We start from the raw sequence: 12,868 nt of genomic DNA on the forward strand, positions 1-12,868 counted from the left end.
CTTTAAGCGAAGATACGTTTGGAAATTTGGCAGTTGTGGCTGTTTTAACAAAGAAGTCTAAGATAAAATCTTTAACTCGAGGGAACAATATGGTAAATAAAGAGAATATACAGCTTAATAAATATGCATTAAGCCAAAGCGGGTTTAAAGAGACAGAGAATAAATTATTAGGTTTATCGCGAAATGTTTTAGCTCTTAGATTTATTTTGGGATCTAAGCATAATAAAACCCAAAACTATTTTAATGTATTGATGAATCAAATATATGCAATGAAAAAGCAAATAGATTATATTAAAGTTTACCTAAACATTAAAACTGCGGCTAATAAAAGTAGAAGTAAAGGAATTTAAGGCAGCTATATTTGAATGATCCCTCGAATTAGATTTGCAAATAAGCGGCGAAGGCACAAAAACAGCACATAAGTTATACTACTCACTCTGCCGAATTGTTTTTCTTATTTCATCGTGAACTCACGTACTTATACTGCTCGTACTTCAAGAATTGGATTTTATTTTAAATGGCGAGCGTTTGCTGCGTACATGCCAGTACGTGAGCACGTGAGTTCCCGATGAAATAAGAAAAACAATTTTTGAAAGAAGAGTATTATACATGTGATAGCTTATATCATTATGATACATACACAATAGTGTACGTGAAGCGTAGTAGTCGTGCATATTTGAAGAGAAATATTCTGTACGCACCTTAATGGTCTATGCTGTACGCACTTTAGTACTCTGTAATCCTTAAGTTCATTCCCCCTATCCCAATAGACCTCTTGCATAACCTAATCTAATTGGTAATTTTGTCGTCGAAACTCCTCTCTGTTTCTCACGTACGTCTATGTACGCTGCGGTACTCGACTTCGTTTCTCCTAAAAATTCTTCAATTATCTTTAGGTTATGCAAGAGGTCTAATGTCCTACCAGAAGCAAATTATCTAAGAATACTAATAAAGATTTCCTACAATTCCAAGCTATAGCCTGCGGCATTTAGCTGGTGACACTTGATTTTGCAGGATTCGGTTGTGCTCACGTATTCTCTATACGCTGCGCAACCTCACCTTTAAATTCAAGTGTCACCAGCTAAATCACTTTGGCTATACGAACTAGTCTTATGACAATTTCATAAAATTTTGCTAAAATATAACACTTTTTAATTGCTATTTATAATAGAATATTATACTTTGGTCTACATTAATAATAGATTAAAAGGTATTAGTAATTATGTTACATAACATGCAACACGATTGTGTACAAAAACAATGTAAACCCGCCGATATTGTAGAACAGCTTTGTGGTAGTCTCCAAAAGTCAAGCTTACGGGACTGTGGTCACGCCTTTGCAAAATTACATTTACATAAGTCCCATATGCAAAGACAGATAATTGCCCATGACAATTATCTTTTATTCAGAAAAGTAGCAGAATATGCTGATTTACTTCTAGACGAGTCGCCAATACTCACAACTCTCATTAATATTGCAGAAAAATGTGCAAATTTAGAGTGGATGTTACACGCTCAGGATGATGCAGCTTTTAAAAAGGCGATAGAATGTAAACACTTTAAAACAGCTTCGGTAATAATACAAACGGTGCAAGAGTTAAAAAATAATGCCCGTGGAAATGATACAACACTTTTTAACACTTCCCACTGTCAGCTAGTAATGAAAAATGAAGTGCTTAAAATGATTGCTAAGTTAACAAATCCTTCCACATTAGTATTTACGATAAAAGATTATGATAAGGAGATAATTCAGGACTATAATTTATCTATAAGTGATGTAAGTATGCGCGAGGAGCCGGCTCCCTCATTAATAAAGCAGATTAAACATACTTTTTCTACTTTAAGCTTAAATACCTCCCCTTCTATTCCAATTAAGTTTACGATTTCTAAAATTGCTAATGACCCAAGTGCTATAAAGCTCGCTATTTTACCTTCGGCTTGTCCTACTACTACTAAGAAGTCTGAGAACATTGAGTTTACTATCCCTATGAATGAAGACTCTTCAACTGACACCACATGTTTTGGGATATTCTCATGGTGTAATACCAATCTTACTTTCCCTGTTTCTATAGTGGGTATTACAGGAGAAGAGACCGTATAGTCAATTGATGAGAAGTTGGTGACATCGTCACTCAATGCTTGCCTATTTATATAGGCTCTACCATCGCTCCTAGCACCAAATTCTCCTGAATTGACTATATAATAACCTAAATTCCGGATAAGGAAGAAAAGACATAATGAACTGCGCCCCTATGTTTAGACCAAAAAAGCTTTAAATAGAGAGACTATTATTTTCATAAACTATCTACAAAAATATTATTTTTATAATTTTGTAGCTGTTGTGGTAATAGTGGAATTGTGGGTAAGTCGCAAGACTTATCCATAAATCCACTATATATCTCAAACGGCGTTTTGTACTCCAAAGCCTGATGGGGCCTTTGATTGTTATACCAATTCAACCATTTCGGGATATTATTTTTCAACTCTAAAACTGAAGTACACCGGTATAAATACGACCCCTCATACTTAAACGATCGCCATAAACGCTCAATATGGGCATTATCGTTACACCTGCCTTTGCCCGTCATGCTGATGCTTATGACGCATCTCCTCAATTCATTAATCCAATCCTCGCTGGTAAACTGGCTACCTTGATCACTATTAATTATCGACGGCTTCCCATATTTAGCTATAGCATCTTCTAACGCTAGCAAACAGCTCTCTGTATTTAAACTATTTGATAAACGATATCCTACTACTAATCTAGTATAAACATCGATTAATGCAACCAAATACATAAAACCACTTTGTACCCTTAAATAAGTGATATCCACCTGCCATACCTGATTTGGCTTTATAACCTCTAACCCTGATAGCAAATATGGATAAATAGCTTCTTTTAGGTTTCTTTTACTTGTATTAATCGAAGGGTAAATTGCTTGCAAATTCATTAGTTTCATCAACCTCCTGACTTTTTTGCTGTTAACAATTACCACTTCTCTCCTAAGTATCGCCGTTATTCGCCGGTAACCATATATCGGATAATTACTATAGATCTCAACTATTCTATTACTTAAATAATTATCTTGATCCTTCTCCGAATCCTTGTAATATAGGCTGGAGCGGTTCAGATTCAATAGCTGACTTTGCCGACGAACACTTAAATCTTTATAATCCTTATCTACCATCACTTTCCTCTTTATAGTTTCAACTTGGCAGATACGAGCTGCAAAAAATCGTTTTCTACCTTCAATTTGCCAATAGTTGCATGCAGTTTCTCTATTTCGCTTGTAGAACTAGAGGAATTACCGTTTTCATAGCTAAACTTAAAAATATCAGCACCATTTTCCAAAAATTGTTTCTTCCACCTTGTCATTACCGACCTTGGAACTTGATATTTTGAGATTATTTCAGCAATACTCAAATCTCCTCGGATCATCTCTAGCGATACTTTAAACTTAAATTCTTTACTGTAACTTTTTGGCTTACTCATTTTCGACTGCTCCTATTTTATATTTATTTTAACATAAAATAGTCTCTCTATCACTGCTCTAGTTTTCGGGGCGCATTACGTAATAGGCTTCTTGCATTATTCGCATCGAGTAGGAAATTTGTAGGAGTGAATGCACAAAAAACCCCAGCCGGATTAGAGGAAGCTGGGGATCATGGCCTTCTGGATTCGACGTAGAAATTATCAGCTCGATATGGGCTGCGCAAGGAATTTAATTAATAGACCTCTTGCATAACCTAATCTAATTGGTAATTTTGTCGTCGAAACTCCTCTCTGTTCCTCACGTACGTCTATGTACGCTGCGGTACTCGACTTCGTTTCTCCTAAAAATTCTTCAATTATCTTTAGGTTATGCAAGAGGTCTATTTAAGTTTTGAAGATATTTTTAAGGTAATAGCGAATTTTAAAAAATCAGGCGCTACTTATTTATTAACTACCACATTTGTCAATAGAGAGTCAAACAATGCCCTAGTTGGTGCAGATAGTTTTGGGCGTACCTTAAATTTACAACAAAAACCGTTTAATTTTCCAGAACCAATTTTATTACTAAATACAGGATCCCCTCAAGATAATGATCTTTACCGCGATAAAAGTTTAGGCCTATGGTACCTGAAAGATATTACATTACCTAAAGAATGGTATTAGAACATAAGTTTAAGAGTTACCGCCCCTTGATGACTAGAATATTTTCTCCATAAATAATAATTATATTGGGTAATTAATCTCACATTGTTTTTTTCATATAATATACTGGCACCTACGTTATAGCTTACCTTAGGTGGTTTTGGTAAATTAATCACTTGTTCAGTATTATTACTAATATACGTCACTTTACTAAGTATTTTTTTATTCTTATTGCAGAAATTATGCTCGATAGAGCCATGGAACGTTAGGGTGAAGATTTTGGAGTTAGCGCCAAATAATGAGGGTACTACGGCTCTGGCGCCCATAATTCCTATTAATTCCTGATATTTATTGGAGGCAATAGAGAAGTGATATTTTCCTACATTACTATCAATATAGGGGCCATTTTGATAATAGCCGTATCTAATGCCAACATTTGGCATTATCACTACAGTAGGAGTAGGGATTTTATAATTTATCTTGGTCCCTATATTATAGTGGGTATTATTATGCTTAGCACGACAATCATATTTAACACGCGCAATATTACATACCAATTTATTCATAATATAGTTACGTGCGGTTGTCATGATGCTGTGTAAGGTCCATTTACTGCTGAGCTCTTTATGGTGATATAGTGTTACTCCATGGCTTAATATTGAAATCTTCTTATTATCACTACCGGTAAATTTAAAAAGAAAATGCATATTATTATAAGCTATACCAAGCAATTCTTTTCTATCATTTAATTCAAAATCCAAACCGATAATAGCCCCATAATTATTTCCCTTATAGCTATGTATGTTTTCCATCATACCCAATCTATTAGCGCCATATAAGCTACTAATCCATAAACCTTTTAGTTTAGTTTTTTCTTTATCTCCAGCTGCCACAGCATTTATTAAATTTATTCTGTGATTAACTATATTATAAGTCAATATATTATTTACCACCTGAGTTATATGGGCTAGCAATAACGTGTTACTAGCATTGGTTATCACCTGAAATAGTTCAGCAGGGCTTACAGTATCAGCTTGCTGTTTCATAGGTAAAGCGCTGCTGTTTAATTTTTGCTTTCCTATAAGATCTGTATTATTGTCGTTAATATACTCTTCTGATATGAATTTGCATGCCTCGTTACTCATCGCTTGCCTATTATCTATAGGCTTCGCTCCCTCGTGCCTAGCAGCAAAATCATCTGAGAGGAGTATAATCTCTATATTTGTTTGATCTCTTTCTATTTGACTAGTAGATTCAAGGGAATCATAAGGAGGGCTAGCCACATTATTGACATTCACAGCGGAATTATTGAGATTAGTATTAACTCTATCATTAGAAGAGGGATTATCACTATACTGGTTACTTTGCGTATTTATAGACCGCTGCCCAACAGGCTGTACTGGTGTAGAGAAAAAAAGCCCCATTTCTTGCAGCTCTTCCCTAAGATTTCTCCCTTCTTCTGCGAGTTGATTATCATAATGTTGGTTTGGATTTTGGGGGGCTTGTATTGGTAATACTATTGACTCTTCTAAACTAGCATCTTGGAAGTGGGGGAGGGCAGGGCTATTTTTTTTAGGAGTAGAAGATAATAAATAACCTTGGGGTAGAGCTAATCTATCCTCATTAACACTATAGTCAATTGATGAGAAGTTGGGGACATCGTCACTCGTCGCTCCATACCTCCTAGCACCAAATTCTCCTGAATTGACTATATCGGATTCTTGCTTAGAGGTTTCAAGTTCTCCATTATTTGTTTTAGCTATTGGAGATGGGAACATAACACTCTTGGGATCACTTTCTTCTACAGATAATCGGAATAATGGACCTAGATTTAAGCTTTCATCTACATTATTAGAAATATCAGTAAATTCGAGTTTTTGCTTAAACTGAGGAGTAGTGTCAGACAACTCTGGTCCGGCAGGAAGTTTAGGAAAACTAGTATTATAAAGGACTCGTATTCTTTGTTGTTTTTTTCTTATTTTTTCTACCGTTTTCTGATGTTCTTGATCTATTTTTTCATACTGTATTAACAACGGGTCTAGCTCTGTTAATTCTTTTGTAACAGTATTATATTCGGTTTGAATATTTTTTATTATATTATTATCTTCTATACTAAGTGTCTTATAATTTGGCGCATTATTAACGATTTTTTGCTTTTCCTTGCCTCGCTGCTCCTCCTTGCGGATTAATATCTCTTTCTGTCGTTCGTAGTCCTTAACTTGTTCCTCTAATAATTTGATATCGAACTGCGTGGGATCTTGTTCATATTGCTGATAATATTGTTGATATTCTGGCGTCATAACAGAGGGAATATTATCAGTCTTTATCAAGTATACTATTGATAACTTATTTTGACACAGCGTTTGTTGCTCGGTTATAGAGTTAAATTCTCGATGTATATTATCCAAGGTTTGATCAAGCTTTTGTGGTAATTCTAAAGGCCTATCCTCCTCTGCTATGAATTTGCATGCGTCGTTACCCATCGCTCCCCTAGCAGCAAAATCATAGCAGAGGAGTATATCTTTGTTAGTAACAGTATTTTGGAGTTGGTGTTTCGTGGCGCCTAATTGCCTACTCAGCTGCTCCAAACGACCATGGAGTTTGGGTACTTTTTCTTTAGTATATTGCAAGGAACGTTTTTGGCGTGATAAGTCTTTTAATTTATCCTGTAATTTTTCTAGTCTTTCTTGAGCTTGTGAAATTTTTTCTTCTTGCAGACTTGCTGTAATTGACGCATCCGGATCAGAGGAGGAAGAGTCCAAAGCTCTGGCTGGTAAGGTATAAGTTGATGACATTATAATACTTCCCCAGAACAATATTAGGCTTCCTGCATAAATCAATCTAGTCGGTAATTTTGTTGTCGCACCTCGCCTCCGCTCCTCCCGTATCTCTATATACTCCTCTGCTATGAATTTGCATGCGTCGCTGCTCAATGCTCGCCTATTATCTATAGGCTTCGCTTTATCGCGCCTAGCAGCAAAATCATCGCAGAGGGGTATAGAGCTTGGTTGAAACTCGTATCGAGCTCGTATGAAGGCGGGGGCAGCCGATTTCGTTTCTTCTACAAATCCCAAAGGCTGTTTTAACTTATACATGCAGTCTATTAGTATCATTTAGTTAAAGTTTTGTTCTCCTAAAACTAGCATGCTAGAGGCTTCACTTTAATGACACGGTAGATGACAGTGGTGCCGGGAGCTAAAAACATGCAAACAATCATGCCCTATCACTTTTACGCAGAAAAGCGCTGTTGTATAGTGATAAGACTCCCAGCATAAAGCTCAGGAGTCCGATATTACAGTTCGGAACAAACTGTTGTTTGTAGGGGTTTTTAGCACCAGGATTGTAACGATAATAGAAGTCCTAGAATTAGTCAATAGTTAAGTGAAAATTAAATTAATTATCATTAACCTACTAGGTTGTGTTGACAAAAAATTTAACGTAACCAAATTAAAGTTCCTGCAAAATTTAGGAAAGCTAAGAAGGTGTCGGGAATTTTATCAAACCTAGAGAATATGCGTCTAAAATGTTTAATTTTACTGAAAAAACATTCTATTAAATGTCGTTCTTTATAAATATGTTTATCGTATTCACGTTGTACTTTACGGTTACATTTCGGCGGAATAACAACCTTACAACCCTTATTCTCTAAGCTTTTTACAAAGGCACTACTATCATACCCCTTATCTGCTATCAAGGTAATATCGTGGATATCTTTGGTAAGATTTTCAGCTTGAGTAATATCGTTCCTCTGCCCAGCAGTCAGAATAAACTTCAAAGGATTACCAAGCGCATCAACTTTAGTATGAATTTTAGTACTAAAACCACCTTTACTTCTACCTAAGGCTGCTTGCTCTTGATTGCCTTTGTGATACCCAGATGAACAAGCATGTGCTCTGACAATAGTCGCATCGATTATAGTTGATTCCATATCTGCATCCCTTGTTACATAATCCATTAATGCTTCCCATATACCCTGTTCTACCCATCTCTTAAATCTACGATAAATACTGTACCAATATCCATAATATTCAGGTAAAAGGCGCCATTGACATCCGCTCCTGGTTACAAACCATATCGCCTCAATAAATTTCCTTAAGCTAGCTTCATCATGGCTATGTATTCCTTTAGTTTGTTTTAAAAATGTTATAATTACTTCCCATACTCGTTCATTTATGTAATACTTCATTGTGGTGGTTTCTTTGTTTCAATGACTGAAAACTACCACTTAGTATTATTATTGCAATCCTCTATCTCTTATACCTCAACCTTATTTTTTTTGTCAACACAACCTAGGTTCTATGAAGGTTTCTATGTAATGGTCGATTTCGGCGTTATTTTTGTTCTCGAATCCTCAGCTCCCCCTAGTGCACTGCGGTTCTGTGAGCAAAAATGCATATAAATCGGCCATTACATAGAAACCTTCATAGAACCTAAACTTGCGTTATAGTCAAGTGTCACCAGCTTAAATACCGCAGGCTATAAATAAAGACGCTGCGGCTTTGTTTGCATGCTTCATCTCCTTCAAATTCCCTGTGAGATGTAAGCTGGGAGAGAGCTCTAATAGCAAGGGTCAGCATCAAGGCACAAATTAGTGTCATTATAATTAAATTTAATTAAATTATTGACGAACTCAGCAATTTCTACTATCGTTACCGATTCTGGTACTAAAAACACCTACAAACAACAGTTTTTCTGAACTGTAATATCGGACTCCTGAGCTTTATGCTGGGAGTCTTATCACTATACAATAGCGCTTTTCTGCGTAAAGGTGATAGGGCATGATTGTTTGCATGGTTTTTAGCTCCCAGCCCCAACATAATCAAATATACAACTAAACATGCTAGTGTTAGGAGAACAAAACTTTAACTAAATGATACTAATAGACTTCCTGCATAAGTCAAAAATAGTTAAGGAATTTTTAGGAAAGACAAAGCTGAGCCGACCTGCGTACATATTAGTATATCTTAGGTTATTATGATACATACATGATAGTGTGCGGGCAGCATAGTAGTCGCGTATATTTGAAGATAAATACTCTGTACGCACCTTAATGGACTATACTATACATAGACGCAACTGAGGAGTGGGAGTAAGTTTTGACCACAAAATCACTCACTAGATCGCCCTCCACTAGATTGACTTATGCAGCAAGTCTAATAGAAAGGGATCAACAGGTCTCTTCCCACCCCTAACCTACACTGATAATTGCTGTTAAAATCTATTGCTATTTATTACTAATGTGGTATACAATAGTAACTTTAAGTTTCAAAATACCTAAAATCACACTAGAAATTTATATATACTGCTCGTACTTCAAGAAGAGCAAGGAGGGTCAAAGTCGCGCACCGGAGCGTACATATTAGTACGTGAGGAGCCTCGATCTTTAGGGCACGACGACGCCAATTCTTGAAGTTCCTAGAGTATACTCCTCTGCTATGATTTTGCTACTAGGTACGATGGTAGAGCCTATAGGTAATAGGCAAGCTATTTGAGCAACGATGCATGCAAATTCATATCAGAGGAGTATAGTCCCAATTTTTGGTTAAAACCCCCAGCTACAGCTGGTGGTTATTGGGATTTTATTAACTTTTTAATCATGAGGATATATGCACTCCCCAGCACAGCTAGCGTCTACAAGTAGTAAAACAAAGTATAATTATTCTCCTTTACACGAGGCAGTACAAAATGGCGATGGACAGGCAGTAATAACGTTGTTAAAAAGGGGAGCAGATATAAATGCTCAAGATGATGAGGGGAATACCCTTTTACATATAATCTCATCTAAAAATAATGTAAGTGCCTCAAACGAAGCTGATGATATTGAAATAATGCAAGAATTATTAGCTACCCCAGGGTGTAATGTAACACTAAAAAATAAGGCAGGAGAAACTGCTTTACATATTATCTGTAAAAAAGATATTGATAAGTGGGTAGGTATTGGCCCTGCCTTACTTACACTTAATTTTGGAGGTTCTATACCTAATTCCGGTCTTACTGCATCAGATGAGGATGTTGAGTATAATCAGTATGGTAATTACGGTACCTTTAAAGCTAGTTTTCATAAAGCACAACAATTGTTAGATAAGGATAAATCTTATGCAAATATAGCAAATAATAAAGGACAACTTCCTGTGCATACTTTATTAGAAGGATTTATAGGAAAGTTATCCAGGATAGCTGGTTATGATATATTCAAAGTCGGAACCCCGCCGGTATTCCCGGACGAAGGGGTAGATTTATTAAATCTGTTACTTGATAATACTTCTAATATAAATGCACTAGATCACCAAGGTCAAAATTTTGCACATCTTGCAGTGAAATCTCAGTTTGGGGAGGTATTAGAAATATTGCTCGATAGAAATATTAAAGTGGATGCTGTAACTAAAGATGGTAGAACTGTTTTACATAATCTGTTAGAAAGCAAACACTGGTCTTGTGATGAAATAAAAGCATTGATTGAAAAAGGTGCTAAGATAGATAAGCAAGCTCTTTTATTAGCTCAACAAAATGATGCTGAAGAGGATACAATTGAGATGTTAAAAGCAGCACTTCCTGTAAATGTGCAGGATATGAAAATAGTGCTTTCTGCAGGAGAAAAAATAGATCTAACTCAACCTAATGTAGAGATGTTGCCAGATGAAATACGAAAAAAGGTAGCAAATACTATCCAACTATTTCTAACAACAATAATTGGCAACCCACAAGGCATAAACAACGCATCAGAGAATGGAGCTGATAGGGATGCTAAATATTACGATGAAGAGTTTTCTGATGGCATCACTATATCAGATATAGAAAACACAATAAAAGATGAAAAAGAGAGCTCAGACTCTAGTTCCGATAACTCAGCTGCAAGTTCTGACGATGAAGAAGAAGTTGGAGAGGGGAGAGTCGAAGAAGATATAGTCAATTCAGGAGAATTTGGTGCTAGGAGCGGCGGAACGACGCCTATATATAATAGGCCAGCATTGAGTGACGATGTCACCAACTTCTCATCAATTGACTATACAGGATTACAAAGTAACAGCGCCTCTACTCGTCCCCCAAAGAAAACTATTTCTTATGGGTCATTAGATGCATTAGCTGCTAGGCAAGTTAATCAATTCTATGAACATTTTATTAATAAGTATGTTAATTTGTATGAACCAGATGAGGAAACTCAAAATAATAATTTGCACTTAGCATTAATAAATCGACAATGGAAAATAGCAGAAGAACTGATTGAAAAATGCCCTAGCGCTAATATTAATGATCAAAATGAAAAGGGTGATAGCTATTTGCATCTTGCTATTTATAAGAATGATATTGATCTTATATCAAAACTGCTCGATAAGGATATTAATATTAATTTACAAGGTAAGGAAGGTAGCACTCCTTTAGCTGAAGCCTTATACTCCCAATATCATGATGTAGCAAAGCTTTTAATGGCCCGGGATGCAGATGTGCATGTTAAGGATGTCTATAAAAATTCTCTCCTACATCTTACAAAATCTGTACTGATATTGAAAGAATTATTAGAATTGGGTCTAGAGGTAGATAGTGTGAACAGCATAGGAGCGACACCTCTCGTATATGCAATATACCCATGGAATGCTAAAAAAGCGCAACTATTACTACAAAAAGGAGCAAATATTGAGCATAAAGTAACCGCACCCCCTGATCATGGTACGTGTTTAGATCATTTACTTACCTCCAGTTTTATATCTCAACACTTGGATAGTACTCGTATTAAAACTTGTTTTAATACCATAAAAGTATTTATTGCATATGGGGCAAGAGTAGATCAAGAGAAGCTTGAATATTTCAGAAAATCAACGTCCCCAGCCCATCTAGAAGGGGTCAAAGTCGTATTCAAAACTAAAATTATCAAAGATATATTATCTGCAAAAAGCCTCCCATCTTTGAAACATTCTGATTTGTCAATAAATCCCAACGATATGAATGAATTACATTACCAAATTATTAATGCTAGTCTAGATAAAGTTGAGCTAACTGATGATTGGTTGAAGTTAACCCAGGGCTCTGTAAGTATATTAGATGATGTTACCAACACAGTTCTCTTAAGCAGTACCCCAGAAAAGTACTTTCCTGAAGAAAGTATAAATGAGGATGAAAAGAACGATGTTACCCAAGAAGCACATAATACATCTATTGAAGCAGAAATACAACCAATTGGAGAAGTCTAAAGGAGAACGTTTAATAGAGCTTGTTGTAAAACTCTAGATTTATAATAATAAGCGATTTAAAAGTAATTTGCTCATAGCAATATAAATAAAATTTTGGGATGTTTGAGTTAAAAAATCATATTCCTTTGCTAATCTTCTACTTCTACCAAGCCAACCAAAGGTACGCTCTACTACCCAACGTCGCGGTTCAACCTTAAAACCCGACTGTTTAATTGGTAAACTCTGGACCGGAGTATCTTTATGAACCCAAACTCCATGCCTTGTTTTTCTCTTAACAATTTCCAAATCAATATCATACTCTTTATTAATATAATCCTTTAACTTGCTACCTTGTAACCCATATCAGACCATATTTTTTTAACAGCACTATATTTGGTTAACATATTAGACCTCTTGCATAACCTAATCTAATTGGTAATTTTGTCGTCGAAACTCCTCTCTGTTCCTCACGTACGTCTATGTACGCTGCGGTACTCGACTTCGTTTCTCCTAAAAATTCTTCAATTATCTTTAGGTTATGCAAGAGGTCTAATATTTAATGATCTCA

11 protein-coding genes and 1 pseudogene are annotated in these 12,868 nt (G+C 35.8%); 4 read left to right on the forward strand and 8 right to left on the reverse strand.

Features of this window, described 5'->3' with window-relative positions:
- The first annotated feature begins 89 nt into the window (after positions 1–89).
- The gene (locus AAGD44_RS01530; protein ID WP_341764285.1) at positions 90–350 is read left to right on the forward strand and encodes a hypothetical protein; all 261 of its coding nucleotides are present in this window, start codon (positions 90–92) and stop codon (positions 348–350) included.
- Between the two features lie 408 nt (positions 351–758).
- Here the strand turns inward: AAGD44_RS01530 and AAGD44_RS01535 are convergent, their stop codons facing one another.
- The gene (locus AAGD44_RS01535; RefSeq protein WP_341764286.1) at positions 759–905 is read right to left on the reverse strand and encodes a palindromic element RPE1 domain-containing protein; all 147 of its coding nucleotides are present in this window, start codon (positions 903–905) and stop codon (positions 759–761) included.
- Between the two features lie 317 nt (positions 906–1,222).
- Here AAGD44_RS01535 and AAGD44_RS01540 point away from each other — a divergent pair, with 317 nt between their 5' ends.
- Positions 1,223–2,101 (forward strand): hypothetical protein, encoded by an 879-nt coding sequence (locus AAGD44_RS01540; protein WP_341764287.1) that lies wholly within the window; start codon positions 1,223–1,225, stop codon positions 2,099–2,101.
- Between the two features lie 193 nt (positions 2,102–2,294).
- On the opposite strand, the gene AAGD44_RS01545 is transcribed toward AAGD44_RS01540, so the two are convergent.
- The 3 genes from AAGD44_RS01545 to AAGD44_RS01555 all read right to left on the reverse strand — a co-directional run bounded on the left by AAGD44_RS01545 (position 2,295) and on the right by AAGD44_RS01555 (position 3,868).
- On the reverse strand, positions 2,295–3,188 hold the full coding sequence (locus AAGD44_RS01545) for an IS3 family transposase (protein ID WP_341763476.1): 894 nt from the start codon (positions 3,186–3,188) through the stop codon (positions 2,295–2,297).
- Between the two features lie 11 nt (positions 3,189–3,199).
- On the reverse strand, positions 3,200–3,493 hold the full coding sequence (locus AAGD44_RS01550; RefSeq protein WP_341763459.1) for a hypothetical protein: 294 nt from the start codon (positions 3,491–3,493) through the stop codon (positions 3,200–3,202).
- Positions 3,494–3,694: 201 nt separating this feature from the next.
- Positions 3,695–3,868: a palindromic element RPE1 domain-containing protein gene (locus AAGD44_RS01555; RefSeq protein ID WP_341764288.1), complete on the reverse strand. Its 174-nt coding sequence runs from the start codon at positions 3,866–3,868 to the stop codon at positions 3,695–3,697.
- On the opposite strand from AAGD44_RS01555, the gene AAGD44_RS01560 reads away from it, so the two are divergent.
- Positions 3,863–4,156: a hypothetical protein gene (locus tag AAGD44_RS01560; RefSeq protein WP_341764289.1), complete on the forward strand. Its 294-nt coding sequence runs from the start codon at positions 3,863–3,865 to the stop codon at positions 4,154–4,156. The genes AAGD44_RS01555 and AAGD44_RS01560 overlap by 6 nt on opposite strands.
- Here the strand turns inward: AAGD44_RS01560 and AAGD44_RS01565 are convergent.
- Complete coding sequence (locus AAGD44_RS01565; RefSeq protein WP_341764290.1) at positions 4,153–7,230, reverse strand: autotransporter domain-containing protein; 3,078 nt, start codon at positions 7,228–7,230, stop codon at positions 4,153–4,155. The two genes, AAGD44_RS01560 and AAGD44_RS01565, sit on opposite strands and share 4 nt — an antisense overlap.
- Before the next feature lie 338 nt (positions 7,231–7,568).
- Positions 7,569–8,321 carry an IS5 family transposase gene (locus tag AAGD44_RS01570; RefSeq protein WP_341763544.1) on the reverse strand — a complete coding sequence of 251 codons (753 nt, stop codon included), beginning with the start codon at positions 8,319–8,321 and terminating at the stop codon, positions 7,569–7,571.
- A gap of 1,420 nt (positions 8,322–9,741) precedes the next feature.
- On the opposite strand from AAGD44_RS01570, the gene AAGD44_RS01575 reads away from it, so the two are divergent.
- Positions 9,742–12,321: an ankyrin repeat domain-containing protein gene (locus AAGD44_RS01575; protein ID WP_341764291.1), complete on the forward strand. Its 2,580-nt coding sequence runs from the start codon at positions 9,742–9,744 to the stop codon at positions 12,319–12,321.
- A 39-nt stretch (positions 12,322–12,360) separates the two neighbouring features.
- Here the strand turns inward: AAGD44_RS01575 and AAGD44_RS01580 are convergent.
- Both AAGD44_RS01580 and AAGD44_RS01585 read right to left on the reverse strand, forming a co-directional pair.
- A pseudogene (locus tag AAGD44_RS01580) lies at positions 12,361–12,710 on the reverse strand (transposase); the annotation flags it as partial.
- A complete protein-coding gene (locus AAGD44_RS01585; RefSeq protein WP_341764293.1) occupies positions 12,698–12,844 on the reverse strand; it encodes a palindromic element RPE1 domain-containing protein in 147 nt (48 codons plus the stop codon). The gene AAGD44_RS01585 and the pseudogene AAGD44_RS01580, both read right to left, overlap by 13 nt.
- Positions 12,845–12,868: the final 24 nt, after the last annotated feature.

Origin of the sequence: Candidatus Tisiphia endosymbiont of Beris chalybata, from assembly GCF_964026555.1 — a bacterium.
Taxonomy (GTDB): domain Bacteria; phylum Pseudomonadota; class Alphaproteobacteria; order Rickettsiales; family Rickettsiaceae; genus Tisiphia.